The organism is Desulfovibrio sp. (genome assembly GCF_034006445.1).
Classification (GTDB): domain Bacteria; phylum Desulfobacterota; class Desulfovibrionia; order Desulfovibrionales; family Desulfovibrionaceae; genus Desulfovibrio.
This window is the reverse complement of sequence record NZ_JAVESS010000002.1, coordinates 247788-266265: the sequence shown is the minus strand read 5'-3', so window position 1 is coordinate 266265 and position 18478 is coordinate 247788. Positions and strand designations below refer to the sequence as shown.

The window sequence follows — 18478 nt, the reverse complement described above, 5'->3', positions numbered from 1 at the left end:
AGATTACCTTTGAAATGCTTCACATTTCAAAGGTCTCATTCAGCCGTAAATGCGATTTGCGACTGAATCCACGCCACGTTGTGGCGCGCTGCACTTTCGTGCAGCGCTAGAGCATGTATACTTTTTCAAAGTTAAAATGCTCTAGCCAGTACCGGATCGCTTACATCAGCCCGCCCGATGGCTTTTGGCCGTCAGGCGGGCTGTATCTTTTGCAGCAAGTATGGTAGTCTGAATTACCAGTAAGCCGAAAAAGGAGGACTCCTATGGCTGAGAAAAAAAAGACCGACGATTACACCACCTGTCCCGCCTGCTCCGGCACGGGAAAAAATCAGGATAATACCACCTGCTTTGAGTGCAACGGAACCGGCAAACGTCAGGAAGCATGCACCGTGCCCGCCGGGGCGGAGCATGACGGAGTATGCGACTAGAGCATAAGAGCCTGTTGAAAACGCGCAGTTGTTTCGTTTGGCAAGGCGCGATCTTTTTTGAAGCAGGAGTGGACTCTTCCGTCCTCGACTGTTTCAAAAAAAAGTGGAGCAAGTCCGCCAAACGGAATAAATCAGCGTTTCCCCAAGTTTCCCGTTCACTGACAGAAAAACCCCGGCCATGGCCGGGGTTTTTCTTTTGCGCATGAACTTTCGTATTCTGCTACAGATTGCGCTCTTCCAGGCCGCCCTTTACGGGGCCTTTTTTGGGAGGTTCGGTGACGGGCTGCAAACCGGGCACCACATCATGCACCTCGGTGGGCGGCACAAGCGGATTGGACGCCGTGCGCTCAATGATCTTGCTGTCGCGGACAAAGATCGTGCAGGACAGGCCAAAGCATTCATTGATGGCGGCCACGGTGCCCTTGAGTACTTCGCTGCTGTTCTGCGGCGGCGGCACGAGCAGGTAGTAGGTGCGTGTTTTTCCGCCCATGCGTGGTTCCACCAGGCAGGAAACTATCCATTCATCCTGTCCGTCATTATTCCAGTCGGCAATGGCCACCATGTTGACGGTTATGGTCTGCGTGGCGTGCCTGATGCTAAAACCATTGTCCCAGTGCTTGACGCGGCTGTCAGGAAGTATGGTTGCGGCAAAGGTGGCGCCCAGGTACACATCGTGCGCGGTCTCGCCAAACATGAATGAAGGCGAAAGCCGCTGGAAGAGCACATCGCCATAGCTTTTATAGCCTGAAAACGACATGGGGGCTACATAGGAACCCTGGTCGTCAAGCAGGTTGCGAGCCTTGAGTTCCTTGGGCATGGCCCTGGCCATGCGGATAAACTGATCTTTTTCTACCACAACAACGGGGCGGGTGGAGCAGCCAAAAAGCAGGCCGCCCAGACAAAGCAGAACGCAAAAACGCGCGATGGACATGACGGTGTGTTCTCCTGGCGGAGTTTTGACATTGAAGCCGGGAAATGCGGCGTTGCAGCCTTTGTATGCGTAGGCACCGTCCTTGTAAAGTGCGTTTTCCATAAACATGCTGTAAAATCTGGTACGGTATCTGCATATATTTTCTAGGGTCAAATGCCACGCTTCAAGCCAAGGAATCGTCATGTCCGAAGCCCTTTATATCGAAATGCCCGCCCGTAAAAAGGGCAGCCCACGGCCTTTGTGGCTGCGCCTCATTCCTTTGTGGGCGCTTTTATTGTTGCTCGCGGCAGGCGTGCTCTGGTGGCTGGCCCAGGGGCGTGTGGCCAGCGAGCGGGCCATGCTGGACGCCATGGTGCATGTGGTCGCACCGGAATTTTCCGCCCCGGTGGAGGCTTTTTATGTCAAGGAAGGGGACAGGGTGCGGCGCGGGCAGCCCTTGCTGCGCATGAACGCCAGGGCCTATCAGGGCAGACTTGGCGAGGCGGGGCGGGAAGCCGCAGCCTTGCGCGGCATGGCCGGGCCGCCCACCATGGAAGAAACCGCCGCCAGACTGAAAGCCGCGCAGGATGCGGAACAGGATATGGTGCGCCGCCTGGCTCAGGCCAGAAATGAAGAAGACGTCAAGCAGCAGTTGCGTCAGGAGCGCGTGGCCACGCACGTACGGCTGCAATTGCATCTGCGCTCCATTGACAGTCAGGGCGGTGAACGCTCCGTCGGCAAGAGCAGATATGCCGAGGCCAGTCAGGCCGAGGCGCAGGCGCGCAGACATATGGAACAGGCCAAGGTGGAGTTTGAAGAAGCCAGCCGTATGCGCGCCGCCATGGAGCAGGAGCTTGGCCGCATCCGGCAGGAGATGCTGCGCTTCAAGCAGATGGCGTCGCAGCAGCGGTACGCGCCCGTGCCTTCACGTGCCCAGGCGACGCCGCCTGTGGTGGTGGACGCCAATCTGTACGCGCCCGTTGACAGCCGTGTGCTGCGGGTTTTGGGCGTTGCCGGTCAGCCGGCGCAGCGTGGCGAAGCCCTGGTTCTGCTTTTGCCCGAAGGGGCTTCGGTAACGGAAAATTACTGGGTTCAGGCATATTTTATGGGCGAAGGTGCGGATTTCATCCAGCCCGGACAGCCCTGCCGTGTTGAACTTGAGGATGGGCAGAACCTGCGCGGCGTGGTGCAGGATGTTCTAGCGCCGCAGGCGCTCCCCACTGGCCAGCAAGGCGCGCAGGGCTTCAAGCCTGCAGATGGTACGGCCAAGCCCGCAATGTACGTTCCGGTGCGCATCAGCGTTGAGCCTGGGGCCAACCCCTTGCCCGCGCCAGGCACGTCGGCCCGCTGCGTGGTGCTGACGCGCAGTATACTGGGATTTTACGGTTTTTAAGGAAACGCTGATTTATTTGGTTTGGCGGCGTTGCTTCATTTTTTTTGAAACAGTCGAGGACGGAAGAGTCCACTCCTGTTTCAAAAAAAATTCGCGCCTTGCCAAACGAAATAACTGCGCGTTTCCAAGAGGCTCTTTACTCAGTGCTTCCTAAAGGCAGATTGTTGAAGATATGTATCTGCCTGACTAATCTCCTCCCCCACGCTCCCACCCCCTGAAACTTTTATTGTATCTGGGTAGTAGGCGGCGTGCTTTCTGGACTGAAGAAGGGGCAAAAGCAGCGTTTTTTCGGCAGCACGCCAGCGTAACGCCTGCCTGGTTTGGACAGACGGCGGCATGGATTACATACAACGAACAGCGGCGCGGATGTTTAATAATCCGCGCCGCTGTTTTGCTGGCAGAGCATAAAGTTTTTCGGTGGGTATTGAATGAAGCATACTAAAAGTTTTAGGGGGAGGGGGTGTGGGGGAGGAGACCCTTTTTCAAAAGGGTCCCTCCCCCACAAAGCATTCCACGGTGAAATAACTCCAGCTGTGTCAGCCGGGTTATCCCTCCAGCTGGGCCAGATGCTGCCGGGCAAAATCCAGACCGGGATCAAGCTCCAGCGCCGCGGTCAGATGCCGCCGGGCCTCTTCATTCTTGCCCATGAATTTTTCGCACAGGCCAAGGTTGGCAAGATCCATTGCAGAGCCCTTGTCTACGCGCAGCACGGCGGCAAAAGCCTCGGCAGCACTGGCGTAGTTGCCGGTCTTGAAATGGGCCACGCCCAGAAGGTTTCCGTATTCCTTCATTTCCGGGCACAGTTCCACAGCCTTGGCCAGCGCGGGAATGGCTTCGGCCCACTGCCCCTGAAGGGTGTCGGTATAGCCCTGATAAAAGGCCGCAAGAGCCTGGGCGTCCGCATCGGGTTGCAGGGGCATGGCCTCGGCGAACAGATCGCGGGCACCGGCCCAGTCCTCGGCGCGCAGGGCCAGCATTCCCCTGAAAAAGGGCAGAAAATGCGCCTTGGGGTAGCATTCTTCAAGAACCTTGAGGCCGTCCAGGGCGGTGGCGGCATCGGCCTCTTCCACCAGCTTGCGGCCCACAAAAAGGCCCAGGCTCTGATTGCGGTCACGCTCCCTGAAGGCCATGCCGGGCACGATGGTATAATGCGTGGGAATGCCAAGGCGTTGATGGGTCGTTTCCACCGCGTACATGGTCATGGGGCGCAGGCCGTCGAGAGCCGTAAGCAGTTCCTGCCGGATGTCGCTGTCTTCCACCGTGGGCAGGCTGTCCAGGCTGACGGAGGGGCCTTCGAACAGCCACGCAGCCTCCTCAAGGGTGTTGAACTTGGACAGGCCGGACGCCTCGTAGCAGGCATTGGTGCAAAAATCTCCCGCAAGCTGGGCAACTTCGGTGACGGCGCGGATGGCCGCCTTGGCCGGAGAGGCCGCCGTGCCCGCAGTGAACACGATTTCCGAATTCTGACCCAGTGTGGAGGGATCCCAGGCAATGGCCGCCACCGTGGGCAGGGGCATGTTCAGGGAAAAATCCTTGAGCATGATGTGCACGCCTTCTCTGGCAAAAGCTTCGAGCAGCTGGCAGAGCACGGGATCCTGGCAGGTGGCGGGGTCGATAGTGGGGGTGGCGAGGCGTTCTCTGTCCACCAGGCAGCAGACATGGCGCTCGATCAGTTCGCTGAGGCCCTGAAGCAGGGATTCCTCCGCGCTGTTGCCCGCCGAGGTGCCGTTGAATTCGCCCAGCAGCTTGAACCAGTCAAGGGGCAGCCATACCGTGCTTTCATCGGGCAGGCGCGTGGCCGGGTAGAAGTTCCAGCTGATAAGGTCCAGCACCCTGCGCGCTTTTGTGGCGTCCAGCTGTTCGTTGACAGAGCGCAGCATTTCGTCCAGCGGCAGCAGGGCCTCGCCGAAGCGGGCTTCAGCCTCGCTCCACGTGGCGCGCACCATGTGCGGGCGAGCCTGCCAGAAGCTGAAAAAGGCAAAGCGTTCCATCAGTTCCATAAGAGCTGATGCTTCGGCCTGCTCCGGGGATGAACCCTTGCCCATCTGTTTGCGGGTGGGCATGACGCGCCGGGCATCCGCGCCGCACACGCTCAAAAATACGGGAATGCCCAGCCGGTTCACGTCCACCCTTGTGGTACGGGCCAGAATGTCCAGGTCGGCCTCGGCCAGACGCTGCTTCACGCGCGCAATGGTCTGCGGCGGGCTCATGGTCTTGTCGAGGTCGCGGGTATAACCCTTGGGGCAGGGGGCCAGATGAATACAAGGCAGGTGGCTTTTCATGGGCGCTCCAGAATCAGGATGCTGTAAATACGGCGTTGTTCCTCGCCGTTATCATCGTGAGTTTTAACGCCGATGCGGCCTTCGGTCACCTTGAAAGTCTTCGCGGCCAGCTTGGCGAAGTGGGGTTTGGCGCGGGCCATGTCTGTGCAGAACAGGGCCTTGCCGCCTGGGGCCAGATGGCGGTCAACAAACTTTACCAGCGGTCTGTGCAGTTCTTCAAGGTAAAGAATTTCCGAAGCGGCCATGATGTCAAATCCCTGGCTGAAACGCGGGTCGCGGCCGGGGGCGGTCACATCCACGCGAGCGACTTCCACGATGTCCTGAAGGTCGTTGCGCAACACGTTGGCGCGGGCAAAGCGCAGGGCCTCCTCAACCACGTCGCTGAGCACAATGCGGCTGAAGCCGTAGCGGGCCGCCACAAGGCTGAGCACGCCGCAGCCAGCGCCCAGTTCCAGCAGGCTTTTGCCCTGCGGTTCGTATTTGCGCAGCAGGCGACCCAGCACAAAGGAGCCGGGCCAGACCTTGGCCCAGAGGGGCAGGTCTTTCAGTGGATCGCGAATGGCGCGTTTTTGCAGCAGTTTGTCCAGGTGGGACTGCATGTTATGGATGGACAGAATTTGCAGGGGATTTTCATCAACCTGCATGGGCTCGAAATCCACATCAAAATCGGCGCGGATCACGGCGAGAAGGTTTTCCAGTTCTTCCGTGCTTGTGGGCATGTGCTTTCCTTGGAGCAGAGTACCTTTGAAAACGTATATTCCCAAAGTTTTTGACACGCCGCCTCGGCGCGTAACAGCGCAAACAAATAGCGCTTGCGCCTTGCGGCGAGCGCCTGCTCCCGCAGTGTGAGAGCCGTTTCAAGGTGAAATGGCTCCAGAAAAAAAGCGGATTACAGCGGGCTTGCAATCCATTTTTTTACTCGGAATCGCCCTGCATGGCAATACGCCATGTGATTCAACGACAACCAGCCATGCGCGGCCAGAAATGGGGCCAGGAACAGGGCCATGCATTGGGCCATGCATTGGGCCAGCCATGCGCGGCCAGAAATGGGGCCATGCATCAGGCAGGGCGCGTCGCCCGGATTGCGGGCCGCACCGAAAGGACGCACTCGACCGCAAAGGCAAAATCTGGCATGCTAAAAAGGATTTTCGACCTGTCACAGCAAAACAGAGATGGAGCATGAACACTATTTTTCAGCTTGAGATAATTGTGGGCGAAGATGCCTATGACCTTGCCGTGGGCCTTCTGACCCTTGAAGTTTCTTTCGGGTGGGAAGAAGAAAGCCTGCCCACGGGCGAAAGCCGTTTTCGCGTGCATTGCGAGAATGCCGACTTTATTGAGGGCTTGCGCAATGTCATTGAAGGGCGCATTCCCGGCGCAAAATGTACTGTACACAAGCTTGAAGCGCAGGACTGGCTGGCGGCATGGCGGCAGTTTTTCACGCCCGTGCCCTGCGGCAGGCGCTTTGTAGTCTTGCCCCCCTGGCTGGCCGACAGTGAGGAATTTCCTGACCGCACCAAGGTGCTTATTGAGCCCAAAAGCGCTTTCGGGACGGGGCATCATGCGACCACGGCCCTGTGCCTCATGGTGCTGAGCGACCTCATCGATGCCGGGCGCGTGTCACCGGGCGAGACCTTTCTGGACCTGGGCACAGGCTCCGGCGTGCTTGGCATCGCCTGCTGCAAAAGCGGACTCAAGGGCGAAGGGCTCGACATCGATGTTCTCGCGGTAGAAAACGCCCTGGAAAATCGCGTGCTCAACCATGTGGAGGACTTTGAAGTGCGGCAGGGCAGCATAGATGCCGTGCCGGGCAAGACCTATGATCTCGTGCTGGCCAATATTCTGGCCCGGCCGCTGATCGAGCTTGCGCCGCTGATCGTGCGCGCCTGCAAGCCCGGCGCATGCCTTATTCTTTCAGGGTTGCTGGAAATTCAGGCCGACAGCGTGGAAGAAGCCTATACGTCCCAATGCCTGCCCAAGCCCCGTCGCGTTCTGGACGGGGAATGGTGCGCCCTGGTGTGGGAATAATCCATGCCTGTCAGCCCTGTAATGGCGGGTGCCGCTGAAAAACTGCTTCATGGCTGCGGCCAGGGCGCTTCGGCCGCAGGGCAGATTCTGACGGATCAACCTCTGGTTTACTGCGTGATTCCAGATGACGCTTTTTTATGGTCCTGGGGCCTGATGCTGGTTTTTGGAATTGGCGTTCAGGCCCTGGGCCTGTATTTTCGGCGCAGACTTCTTATGGCGGCGGGGGCGGCGCTTGTTTGCGGAGCAGCCGTTATGGACCGTGATCCCACCTTATTTGCGGGGCAGATGTTGCTCACGCTCGGTCTGGCAGTGATGATCGCCCGCAGGCAAAAAACGCAAAGCCCGGGCGCAGCCCGAAAACGGAGCAGAAAAAATACCCGGGCATAGTGCGCCGGGCCGAATTGCTCTGGGCGGAATTGCGCAGACCGCATAACGCCGGACTGAATTGCGCCGGGCCAATTGCTCTGGGCTTAATTGCGCAGACCGAATAGCACCAGGCCGTAATCCCACAGGCAACAAGCGGTTACACAAATGGCTGTCAGCGCCGTTCCTTCCAGAGGGGGATGGGCGGCGGAGTAAAATCTTCAAGCGCCTTGAGATCCTTGAGGCTGCGACCCGCCCGCGCCGGACGGCCGTCAGGCCCCCGCGTCACAGGGCCGCAAGTCTGCGGCGTGAGTTGCTCCGGTATGTCTTCCGGGGCCGGGCGCAAAAGGTCTTCGCCCCTGCTCAGAAAGGGCAGGGGGTCCACAAGCTTGCCCGAAGCGTCCCGCAGGCCGAAGTGCAGGTGAGCGCCGGTTGTGCGGCCTGTGCAGCCCACCAGTCCCACGGGCGTCCCCTGCGTTACCTCCTGCCCCTTGCGCACCAGCGCTTTTCCCATATGGGCGTAACGCGCGGTCATGCCGTCATCCTGGCGGATGTCCACCACAATGCCCCACATTCCCTCATTGCCCGCGAGGATGACCGTGCCGCTGCGAAAGGCCACCACCGGCCAGTTCTGGTGGGCGCGCAGGTCGATGCCTGTGTGATCCCGCACCACCATGCCACGGCGGCTCAGCCATGTGGGCATGCGGCGCGGGCCAAAGCCAGAAGTTATCATTTCTTTGAGCGGCGGCAGTTCTCGCGGGCGCAGCGTGGACGGCAGGGCCTCGGTGGGTGTCTCTGGCGGCGTGGCGCTCTTTGTGCTGTTTGTATCGGCGCCCTCGCTGCTGCCCCCCGCCTGCTCCTGAAGCGTTTTTTCGGCCTGTTCTTCAGCCTGCTTTTCAGTGGAGGCCGGTTCGGATCCGGACGGCGTGGCAAGGGGTTTTGCGGCGGTTTCGGCTGGCGCGTCAGCTTGCTGTTGATCGGGCGTGGAGTGGTTGTCTGCGGCATTATTCGCCGATCCCGTCACGGGGCAGAAAATGGCGAACACGAGCAGCAGAACCGGGAGTGAAAAAGGGGTAGGCATATTTTTGGGCTGGCGATGAACGCCGGGTAGATATTTCAGGAAACGCTGATTTATTCCGTTTGGCGGACTTGCTTCACTTTTTTTGAAACAGTCGAGGACAGAAGAGTCCACTCCTGCTTCAAAAAAAGATCGCGCCTTGCCAAACGTAATACCAGCGCGTTTCCAGGAGGTTCTTTAGTCTGTGCTTCCTTAAGGTTCAGGGCACATGCGTGGCGAAAGCGCCCGCAGCTGCGTGAGCAGGCATTGTCGTGGAGGCCCAGGCGCGGACTGATTGTGCTGTTGCGCTCCATAAGGGGCTGCATAAGCTTTGCGAATATGCTTTTCAAAGACTGATCTGCTCAGGACGCCTGTAAAAGCTATTTTGCGACACAATGCACTGCGGGTGGTTGCCCCCGTCGCTGTTTTCTGCTTTGCTGAAAAAGAGAAGCTGGGCTTGCAGGCCATAAAGGCGGAAGCGTGCCTTTTCAGGTACAGCATTCCATCAGTATCGGCAAGCTTTTCACATCCGCGCAAGCCTGCCCAAAGGAGTTATTATGAAAAAACGATCCATTGCCGAGCTGGTCACGGGCCGAAAGGCCATTGACGGCGCAGGCGTACATTTGGTGCGCGTACTTGGTTCACCCACAGTACGCAAGTTTGATCCTTTTCTTATGCTGGATGCCTTTGATTCTGAAAATCCTGACGATTACACCAAGGGCTTTCCCACCCATCCGCACCGGGGCATTGAAACCTTTACCTACCTCATGCGGGGCCGCATAGACCACGAAGACAGCCTCGGCAATGCCGGAAGCATTGTGGACGGCGGCTGCCAGTGGATGACGGCGGGCAGCGGCATTCTGCACCAGGAAATGCCCCAGGCATCACGCCGCATGCTGGGCCTGCAACTCTGGATAAACCTGCCGCGCGCCCGCAAGATGGTTGATCCCGAATACAGGGACATCCGGTCTGAAATGGTTCCCAGAGTGGAAGACGGCGGGGCGCTGGTGACTGTGGTGGCCGGAGACTATAATGGCGTTGCCGGAGCCACCAGGGGCGATTACGTCGATATAATCTTTCTGGACGTGACGTTGAGACCCGGCGCGCTCTGGAACATAGCCACCAGACCGCAGGATACTGTCTTTGCCTATATGGTTGAAGGGGAATGCGAGCTTGCTGGTGGCGGCGAGATTCCCCATCGCAATGCCTGCCTGTTTACGCCGGGGGACAGCCTGAGCCTTGTGGGCGGGCCTGAAGGCGCGCGTTTTGTCCTGGTTTCCGGTGCGCCCCTGCATGAGCCGGTGGCCTGGGGCGGGCCCATTGTCATGAACACGGATGAAGAGCTGAGACAGGCCTTCTTTGAACTGGAGGACGGCACATTCATTCGCCACGCGCCCCGGGGAAAAGCGGGATAGAGCCGTGTTGCTTTGAAAAGGCCCTGGCGTCTGCCGGAGCAGGCTTTCGCTGTGAGAACCTAACCGCAGTTGATCTGCGCTGTCGCGGGCCGAGGCGGGCGCGTCAATACCTTTGGAATGTATATTCTTCAAGGAAATGCTGATTTATTCCGTTTGCCGGACTTGCTTCACTTTTTTTGAAACAGTTAAGGACGGAAGAGTCCACTCCTGCTTCAATAAAAGATCGCGCCTTGCCAAACGAAATAACTGCGCGTTTCCAGGAGGCTCTTTAATCAGTGCTTCCTTAAGGTAATCTGCGTGTGCGCATTGATTCATGCCGGATATGACGGGAGGCCGCTCTGGAGGGGCTTTCCGTCATGCCTCTGTTTGTCGCTATGCCAGATTTGGCGGCCTTGACAGGGCCATAGTGGAAGCATAACCAAGAATGCTGACTTGGTGAAATGGAGTAATACCATGAAAAAAAAGATATTTACGCTTTTTCGATTCAGTGCTGTCGCCATCGTGATGGCAGCCTGCCTCGCCAGTGCCGGTCTGGTTCTGCCGCAGGCCGCTTCGGCAGCGGCAGGCCAGGGCAAATTGCGCATTCTTGCAACAACATATCCCGTATACCTTCTGGCGCGTAATGTGGTTCAGTCCAATCCCGGCGCGCAGGTTGATCTGCTTATCCCGGCCCAGACAGGCTGCCCGCACGACTACGCCCTGACCCCCAAGGACATGCAGAAGCTGGCCCAGGCAGATGTGCTGCTGCTCAATGGTCTCGGTCTGGACGATTTTATGCTCAAAGCCTTGCCCAACGCCAAACCGGGCCTTGTTGTGGTGGACAGCAGCGCGGGCATCACCCCCCTCAAGGAAGGCAATGCCCACGAGGACGGGGATGCGGATCACGACGGGCACGATCATGCCGCACGGCACGGGCATGAAGAAAGCGCCCACGGCCATGACGGGCATGACGGACATGAACACGGCCACCACCACGACCACGGCGGCGTCAACCCCCATGCCTTTGCAAGCCCCCGTCTGGCGGCCGTTATGGTGAAAAACATGGCTCAGGGCCTGGCCAAGGCCGACCCGCAGAACGCCGCGTCGTATGAATCCAACGCCAGCGCGTACGAAAAGGTGCTGTCAGGCCTGAGCGAACGTCTTGCCACTATGGGCGCCAAGGCCCCCAACAAGGGCATAGCGCTTATGCACGACGCCCTGTCCTATATGGCGAGTGACGGCGGCCTTGAAGTGGTTGCCGTTATTCAGGAGGACGAGGAGGCTCAGCCTTCGGCAGGACGCCTCATCACGGTGGCCAAGATACTGCGGGAGCACAAACCCGCCCTCATAGCCAGCGAACCGCAATACTCGGACAAGGCCGTGCAGACGCTGGCCCGCGAGGTGGGCATACCTGCGGCCCAACTGGATTCCCTGGCTTCTGGCCCGACCAGTCCTTCGCTGGATCACTATGAAAAGACCATGAATAACAACATCAACATTCTTGAGAAGTATTTTGAGCCGCGCTGACACTACCGCTCCTGACCTTGTTTTTGACCATGTCTGCGTGTGCCGTGGTGGAAGGCTCATCCTTGAGGATGTGTGCGCCACGGTGCCCGCAGGCAGCAGCACCGTGCTTGTGGGCCCCAACGGCGCTGGCAAGACCACGCTGCTGCTCTGTCTTATTGGCGAGATGAGCTATTCGGGCCGTATTGAGGCGGCAGGCCAGTCCGGCCTGCCGCGCACGGCCTATGTGCCGCAGTATCTTCATATGGACGCCAGCCTGCCCCTGCGCGTGGGAGAGTTTTTGGCGCTCAACCGCCAGCGCCGCCCCCTGTGGTTCGGCCTCAGCCATTCTGTGCGCGCAGAGGCGCGCAGACTGTTACACATGGTGCAGGCCGAACAGCTTGAGGACAGGCGGGTGAGCGATCTTTCTGGCGGTGAAATGCGCCGGGTGCTGCTGGCTGCGGCCCTTGGCCGCGAACCCCGGCTGCTGGTGCTCGACGAGCCTGCCGCCGGAGTCGATGTGCAGGGTGAACGGCTGTTCTGGGAAGTGCTGGACAAAGTCCGCATGGAGCAGGGCTTTACCCAGATAATTGTCAGCCATAACCTGTCCCTGGCAGCCCACTATGCGACCCACGTCATATGCCTCAACAAGAAGGTCTGCGCCGAGGGCGCGCCCCATGAGGCCCTTAACGCGTCTATTCTCATGCAGCTTTTTGGCGTGCCCATCCATCTGTATCCCGATCAGTGCGACCCTGCTGATCCTGCCTGCCCCCAGTGCGGAGCCGTGTGCGCGCCGGAACGCCTGCTGCCTGCCTATGCCAGCATACAGCGCCGTGGCGGCGTGAAGGCGGCGGCGGAAGGTTTGTTGGCGCAGAAGGGTGGCCCGGACGGGCACGCGGGCAAGGGCACGGGCAAAGGCGCGGGTGACGGTTCAGCCGCCGGGGAGGCCGGGCATGCCTGATCTGACCTTAATCTATGATCTTTTGGGCCGCCTGCCGCTGGACTGCCTGCAAATGCGCTTTATGCAGCAGGCCATGTTAGGCCTGCTTTTGCTGGCCCCCATGGCATCGGTGCTCGGTGTGGAGGTCATCAGCTTTCGCATGGCCTTTTTTTCCGACGCCATCGGGCATTCTGCCTTCGCCGGGGTGGCCCTTGGCCTTATTCTGGCCATAAACCCGCGTATTTCCATGCCGATATTCGGCGTGCTGGTGGGGCTGGGCATCATGGCCGTGCGGCGGCGCAGCAACCTTTCCGGCGACACGGTCATAGGCATTGTGTTTTCTGCTGTGGTGGCCTTTGGTCTGGCTGTGGTCAGCCGTGCCCCAGGAGTGGGGCGCGACATGCAGCGCTTTTTGTACGGCGATATTCTCACCATTACTGAAGGCGAGACGGGCTTTCTGCTGCTGCTCTTTTTCGCCATGCTGCTTTTTCAGGTAGTGGGCTACAACAGGCTGCTGTATATTGCCCTGAACCCCGTCATGGCCCGCGTGCACGGCGTGCGCGTTGCTTTGTGGCAGTATGTTTTTGCGGCGCTGCTGGCCCTTGTGGTCATGTTTTCCGTATGGGCGGTGGGGGTGCTGCTTGTGACGGCCCTGCTCATCGTGCCAGCGGCCACGGCCAGAAATCTGGCCTCCACGGCTGGCGGCATGTTTTGGTGGGCGCTGGTTGTGGGGCTGAGTTCGGCCTTTGTCGGCCTTGTGCTTTCAGCGCAGGAATGGATGTCCACGGCCAGCGGGGCCACCGTGATTCTCGTGTCGTGCTGCTGGTTTGGCGTGAGCGCCCTGGTGGCCGGCCTGCGCGGAGGTCGAAAAAGCGCCTGACGCGGCGGATGCTACGCGCGGCCAAGAGTGTGTTTGCAAGAAAGCCTCCCTGTCACGACAGGGAGGCTTTCACTATGCGCTGGCAAGGAAGGGCAGTGTGCCCGCGCAGTTATGCAAGTTTTTTCACGGCAGCCAGGGCCGCGTCATAATCCGGCTCACTGGCAACTTCAGGAACAAGCTGGGTATAGGCAACCGTGCCGTCAGGGGCCACAACCACGATGGCGCGGGCCAGCAGGCGCAGTTCGTCAATAAGCAGGCCATAGTCCTTGCCGAAGCTTCTTTCTTTGTAGTCAGAGAGGGTTTCGACAGACTGAACGCCCGCAGCGCCGCACCAGCGGGCCTGGGCAAAGGGCAGGTCGCAGCTTACGGCCACGATGCGCACCTTGTCGGAAAGGGCGGCGGCTTCCTTGTTGAAGCGGCGCACTTCCATATCGCATGTAGGAGTATCAAGGGAGGGCACGCTTACCAGCACCAGCACCTTGCCCGCATAGTCCTTGAGGCTGCGGGGGCTGAGGTCGTTGGCGGCCAGGGTAAAGTCCGGGGCTTTTTGCCCGACCGCAGGCCGGTTGCCCATGAGATGGAGAGGTGTGCCCTTGAAAGTGACTGTATTCATACGGAACTCCTTGTGCCTTTGTTTGTGGAACCAGTGTGCTACAAGTGCCCTGGATAGTCAATAATTGTTATCAACAAGTGCGTGCCAAGCCATGCTTCACCAAGGAGACGCCGCCCTTCAGAACTGCATCATTGCAAATACGTGGCATACCGTCGAGGGAATAATGGCGACATTTTTGTGTCATGCGGCAGGCCCGGCCGCGCAAAATTTGCAGTGCACCATTGCCAGATCGGTTGCAGTGCCTATATGGACAGATAGAGCAAACTTATCAGGAGCAATTGATGAGCACCTTGACCCCCCGTGAGATCGTGTCCGAGCTGAATAAATTTGTTGTGGGCCAGGAACAGGCCAAGCGTATGGTTGCCGTAGCCGTGCGCAACCGCTGGCGCAGGCAGCATCTGCCGCTTGACCTGCGCGACGAGGTTTCGCCCAAGAACATCATTATGATGGGGCCGACCGGCGTGGGCAAAACCGAAATAGCGCGCCGCCTGGCCAAACTTTCGGGCGCGCCCTTTATCAAGGTGGAGGCCACCAAGTTCACAGAAGTGGGCTACGTGGGGCGGGATGTGGAATCCATGGTGCGCGATCTGATGGAGATCGGCATAAACCTTGTGCGCGACGAGGAAAACGCCCGCGTGCGCAAAGCCGCCGAAGCCGCTGCGGAATCGCGCCTGATGGATCTTTTGCTGCCCAGCTCCTTTGGTTTGGAAGACCGCTCCTCCACGCGCGAAAAACTGTTGCAGCAGTTCCGCCTCGGTTTTCTGGATACGCGCGAAGTTGAAATGGAAGTGACGGAGATGGGCGGCGGGGTGGATATTTTTGCCATCCCCGGCATGGAGCAGATGGGGGGCCAGGTCAAGGACATGTTCAGCAAGGCCTTTCCGCCCAAGCGCAGCCGCCGCAAGATGAAGGTTCGCGACGCCTTCAACGTGCTTGTGCAGGAAGAGTCCGGCAAGCTGGTTGATCAGGACGCCCTGGTCGAACGCGCCAAGGAAAGGGTGGAGCAGACCGGCATCATCTTTATCGACGAAATAGACAAGATCGCCAGTTCATCACAAAACCGTACCTCGGATATTTCGCGCGAAGGCGTGCAGCGTGACCTGCTGCCCATTGTGGAGGGCAGCTCCGTGAATACCAAGTACGGCATGATCCGCACGGATCATGTGCTGTTTATTGCCGCGGGCGCGTTCCACTTCAGCAAACCCTCGGATATGATTCCTGAATTACAGGGGCGTTTTCCCTTGCGTGTGGAGCTTCAGGCCCTGGGTCGCGAAGAGTTTTTGCGCATTCTTACCGAGCCGGACAACGCCCTTACCAAGCAGTATGAAGCCCTGCTGGGCACAGAGCAGATCCGCTTGAGCTTTACCGAGGACGGCCTGGAAGAAGTTGCCGCCTTTGCTGAAGACATCAATTCCCGCACGGAAAATATCGGCGCGCGCCGTCTGTACACCATCATGGAAAAAATACTGTCCGACATTTCCTTTGACGCCCCGGACATGCCGGGCGCGCAAGTCGTGGTCAACAAAGCCTATGTGGCCGAGCACCTCAAGGACGTGCGCAACGATCAGGACCTGACGCAGTACATCCTTTAGAGCCATTTTACTGGCGATGCTGTCGCCAGCCGTAAGGCTTCCTCGTCGTCTGACGGCTGCCGCCTGAAATTGCTCTGGCGGCAGCAGGAGCGGGCGCAGGCAGGAAAGCCCGCACATTCGTAACCATCTCAATCAGGTGAGCCTCTCTGTTAGAGCATTTAACACTTGAAATGCTCGCGTACGGCGGGCAAAAGCCCGCCTACTCGCATTTCGTGGCAAGGATTTTCAGAAAAAATCCTTGCAGAGCATTTAACTCATTTCATTCGTAAACTGCTCTAGCGGAGAGGCTCATTTTTTTGTGCCATCGCTTTTTTGTAACAAGCCCGGCATGCCGGGCAGTTGTTATTGGGGCACTGCGCTGGTGGTCTGTCTGTCTGTCTGTCTGTCGAGGCAGCAGGCTCTGAAACTGAAGGTTCCGGTTGCCCGTATGGCGCTGGCAGGCATGTAATCAGTGGGGGCGCTCCGCGCAGGGCTCTGGCAGCCATAAAAATACGGTTTTTCGGGACGCCGCCGCGCCGTAAGACGCGGACGTAAAGGAAAGATGGACTTGCTTTTCCAGTAGGGATAAAATCTCACTAATGCTGAGATGCTTAACGTTTTCCCTCTGGGGTCACATGCTGTCTGTTGTTTGTGGGATCGTTCGTGTACTAACGACGGGCAGTACGCTTGTGTCCTGTCGCTACCGTATGTCTGCCAGAAGCAAAAAAACAGCTCCGGTACAGTCTGCGCGTATGCAGCAGTACTGTGGCAGCGTTGTTGCATATGTGGCTTTTGACGCAAGCGTGTCGTATATGGTCGCGGCATGCGCTTATGCGCTGCGTTGCGTCCTTGCAGGTGTTGCGATGCTGTATTGCAAATACAAAAAAAGGTTCGTGGCTTGTAACCACGAACCTTTGATTTTTCTGGTGGGCCATCAGGGACTCGAACCCCGAACCAACTGATTAAGAGTCAGCTGCTCTACCAATTGAGCTAATGACCCGCATTGCGTGAAAAGGGGTTTACGCTGATGGGTACCCACTGTCAAGCGAGTTTGAATAAAAAATTGGAAAGAAAGAGCTAATATAGTGAAAAATAACAATATTTTTTTAAAAAAGCTTTTTAACCCAAAAAACGTCCCCTTGGCCCTGTGGCTGATGCCACTGTGTATGGCCTTGTGTCTTCTTGTTTTTTCAGGTCATGCAAGCGCCAACCCGCTGGGAGCGCGCCTTGAAACGGCTCTGGACGGTGATGCCGTTGTCGGCGCCCTGCGCCTTACGTTGCCCAAGGATGTGCACGCCTACGCCCACGACCCCGGCGACGCGGGACGTCCCACCACCCTGCGCTTCAATGTCGCCGATGGGACGCCGCAGTCCGTGTGGTATCCGCAAGGGGCGGTGCAGCGCGACTTTTATGATCCCTCGGCCACCATTTTCGTTTATGAAGGCGAGGTGACCCTCTATGTGCTTTTGTCCCGTGAGGACCAGGGCAAGCCCTATACGGCGGACATAAGCATGCTTCTGTGTTCCACGCGCAACTGTATGCCCGTCAGCCAGCAGGTGAAGGATGTGGTGCCCCAGGCAACGCAGCCTCTTGAGTCCATGCCCTGGGCAGCCCAATGGCGCAGCCTGAAAAAGCAGCCGCCCCGGTCTGTTGCGGACGACGCGGCCGAGGGCGTGCAGCTTTTTGGCGGGGCTCCGGCCGTAGCTGATACGCAAGACGCAACGGAGGGCGATCCGGGGGCTGGCAAGTCTGCAGGCATAGCCCGCTGGCTTGATGCATCGCAGGGAGAGACTGCGGGGTCTGGTAATGAACCGGCCGTGGCGGAAGGAGGGCAGGTGCAAAAGCCCTTGCCCCCCATGGATGATTTTGTGAACCTGACGCCACGGTATGTAAATGAATCCATGGAGATAACCAGTCTTGGAAAGGCGCTGCTCTTTGGCATACTGGCAGGCTTGCTGCTCAATGCCATGCCCTGCGTACTGCCTGTACTGACATTCAAGGTCAGCGGCCTGCTTATGGTGGGCGGCTGCGGCAAGGAGGGCCTCAGGCATTTCAGGCAGCATAACCTCTGCTTTGCGGCGGGCGTTATGACCCTTTTCAGCGCTCTTGCCCTTGTTCTCGGCCTTGCAGACCTCATGTGGGGGCAATTGTACCAGAATCAGGCCGTGCTGCTGGTCATGCTGCTGCTCGTGTTTTTGATGGGGCTGTCCATGCTTGGAGTTTTCACCCTGCCCGTCATTGACCTCAAAACAGGAGCACACACGAAAAATCCCTGTCTTCAGGCGTATTTTACCGGGCTTGTGTCCACGTTTCTGGCAACGCCCTGCAGTGGGCCGCTCCTGGGCGGCGTGCTTGGCTGGGCCTTTACCCAGCCCCTCATGGTGGTCATGGTCGTTTTTTGGGCCGTGGGACTCGGGATGGCCCTGCCGTACGTGCTTTTCAGCATCTGGCCCGCCCTGGCGAACATCTTGCCCAAACCGGGAGCCTGGATGCACATTTTTGAGCGCGTCGTGGGCTTTTTTCTCATGGGCACGGCGCTGTACCTGCTTTCCATCCTGCCGGTGGAAAAACACATGCAGGTGTTAAGCGTACTGCTGGTTGTGGCCTTGTGCGCCTGGCTCTGGGGGCAGTACTGCGGCATATCCGCACCGCCTTTGCGCCGCAGGCTTGTGGGGTTTGCCTGTCTGGGACTTTTGCTGGCTTCTTTCATGTGGGTGTTGCGCCCTGTGGCCCCCCTGCCGCAATGGCGCGAGTTCAACCCGCAGACCTTTGAGGCCAGCCTGGGCAAAAAACCCATGCTGCTGGAATTCACCGCCGACTGGTGCCCCAACTGCAAATTTATGGAGGCTACCGTTCTGACGGACGAGCGCCTGCGGCGCTTGCAGGCCCGTTACAATATGGAGCTTGTTCGCGTTGACCTCACCAATGCCAATGCCTATGCCGTGCGTCTGCTGGAGGCCCTGGGCAGCAAGAGTATTCCTCTCACGGCGCTTTTTCCGGCTGGCGACATGGCCACAGCCCCTCTGGTGCTGCGTGATGTCTACGGCAGCGAAAGTCTGGAACAGTCCATGCACGACGCATTTGGCAGATAGCGATTTTTTTGGCAGACCTATGGA

The 18478-nt window shown here is 58.5% G+C and carries 15 protein-coding genes and 1 tRNA gene; 10 read left to right on the top strand and 6 right to left on the bottom strand.

Annotated elements, in window-relative coordinates:
- The first annotated feature begins 263 nt into the window (after positions 1-263).
- Positions 264-428: a chaperone protein gene (locus RBR41_RS03890; RefSeq protein ID WP_320351225.1), complete on the top strand. Its 165-nt coding sequence runs from the start codon at positions 264-266 to the stop codon at positions 426-428.
- 220 nt (positions 429-648) lie between these two features.
- On the opposite strand, the gene RBR41_RS03885 is transcribed toward RBR41_RS03890, so the two are convergent.
- Entirely contained in the window at positions 649-1461 is an 813-nt protein-coding gene (locus RBR41_RS03885; protein WP_320351223.1) for a hypothetical protein, read from the bottom strand.
- A 79-nt stretch (positions 1462-1540) separates the two neighbouring features.
- Between RBR41_RS03885 and RBR41_RS03880 the strand changes: the two genes are divergently transcribed.
- On the top strand, positions 1541-2731 hold the full coding sequence (locus RBR41_RS03880) for an HlyD family secretion protein (protein WP_320351221.1): 1191 nt from the start codon (positions 1541-1543) through the stop codon (positions 2729-2731).
- A 545-nt stretch (positions 2732-3276) separates the two neighbouring features.
- On the opposite strand, the gene RBR41_RS03875 is transcribed toward RBR41_RS03880, so the two are convergent.
- Positions 3277-5013, bottom strand: a complete 1737-nt coding sequence (locus tag RBR41_RS03875; protein WP_320351219.1) for a YcaO-like family protein — start codon at positions 5011-5013, stop codon at positions 3277-3279.
- Entirely contained in the window at positions 5010-5732 is a 723-nt protein-coding gene (locus RBR41_RS03870; protein ID WP_320351217.1) for a class I SAM-dependent methyltransferase, read from the bottom strand. Before RBR41_RS03870 ends, RBR41_RS03875 begins: the two co-directional genes overlap by 4 nt.
- 460 nt (positions 5733-6192) lie before the next feature.
- Between RBR41_RS03870 and RBR41_RS03865 the strand changes: the two genes are divergently transcribed.
- Both RBR41_RS03865 and RBR41_RS03860 read left to right on the top strand, forming a co-directional pair.
- Entirely contained in the window at positions 6193-7041 is an 849-nt protein-coding gene (locus RBR41_RS03865) for a 50S ribosomal protein L11 methyltransferase (RefSeq protein ID WP_320351215.1), read from the top strand.
- 3 nt (positions 7042-7044) lie between these two features.
- On the top strand, positions 7045-7428 hold the full coding sequence (locus RBR41_RS03860) for a hypothetical protein (protein WP_320351214.1): 384 nt from the start codon (positions 7045-7047) through the stop codon (positions 7426-7428).
- A 151-nt stretch (positions 7429-7579) separates the two neighbouring features.
- Here RBR41_RS03860 and RBR41_RS03855 read toward each other — a convergent pair whose 3' ends face one another.
- Positions 7580-8485, bottom strand: coding sequence for a M23 family metallopeptidase (locus RBR41_RS03855; RefSeq protein ID WP_320351213.1), 906 nt, complete (start codon positions 8483-8485; stop codon positions 7580-7582).
- A 533-nt stretch (positions 8486-9018) separates the two neighbouring features.
- Between RBR41_RS03855 and RBR41_RS03850 the strand changes: the two genes are divergently transcribed.
- From RBR41_RS03850 to RBR41_RS03835, 4 genes are all read left to right on the top strand, one after another.
- Positions 9019-9876, top strand: a complete 858-nt coding sequence (locus RBR41_RS03850; protein ID WP_320351211.1) for a pirin family protein — start codon at positions 9019-9021, stop codon at positions 9874-9876.
- 453 nt (positions 9877-10329) lie between these two features.
- Entirely contained in the window at positions 10330-11382 is a 1053-nt protein-coding gene (locus RBR41_RS03845) for a metal ABC transporter substrate-binding protein (RefSeq protein WP_320351209.1), read from the top strand.
- A complete protein-coding gene (locus RBR41_RS03840; protein ID WP_320351207.1) occupies positions 11369-12319 on the top strand; it encodes a metal ABC transporter ATP-binding protein in 951 nt (316 codons plus the stop codon). Before RBR41_RS03845 ends, RBR41_RS03840 begins: the two co-directional genes overlap by 14 nt.
- Positions 12312-13178 carry a metal ABC transporter permease gene (locus RBR41_RS03835; RefSeq protein WP_320351205.1) on the top strand — a complete coding sequence of 289 codons (867 nt, stop codon included), beginning with the start codon at positions 12312-12314 and terminating at the stop codon, positions 13176-13178. The genes RBR41_RS03840 and RBR41_RS03835 overlap by 8 nt, the downstream gene beginning before the upstream one ends.
- A 109-nt stretch (positions 13179-13287) precedes the next feature.
- Here RBR41_RS03835 and tpx read toward each other — a convergent pair whose 3' ends face one another.
- The gene (gene tpx / locus RBR41_RS03830) at positions 13288-13791 is read right to left on the bottom strand and encodes a thiol peroxidase (protein WP_179979413.1); all 504 of its coding nucleotides are present in this window, start codon (positions 13789-13791) and stop codon (positions 13288-13290) included.
- 281 nt (positions 13792-14072) lie between these two features.
- On the opposite strand from tpx, the gene hslU reads away from it, so the two are divergent.
- Positions 14073-15383 (top strand): ATP-dependent protease ATPase subunit HslU, encoded by a 1311-nt coding sequence (gene hslU, locus RBR41_RS03825; RefSeq protein WP_320351203.1) that lies wholly within the window; start codon positions 14073-14075, stop codon positions 15381-15383.
- 903 nt (positions 15384-16286) lie between these two features.
- Here the strand turns inward: hslU and RBR41_RS03820 are convergent.
- Positions 16287-16362 (bottom strand) — tRNA-Lys (locus RBR41_RS03820).
- 166 nt (positions 16363-16528) lie between these two features.
- Between RBR41_RS03820 and RBR41_RS03815 the strand changes: the two genes are divergently transcribed.
- Positions 16529-18454 carry a protein-disulfide reductase DsbD family protein gene (locus tag RBR41_RS03815; RefSeq protein WP_320351201.1) on the top strand — a complete coding sequence of 642 codons (1926 nt, stop codon included), beginning with the start codon at positions 16529-16531 and terminating at the stop codon, positions 18452-18454.
- Positions 18455-18478 lie beyond the last annotated feature (24 nt).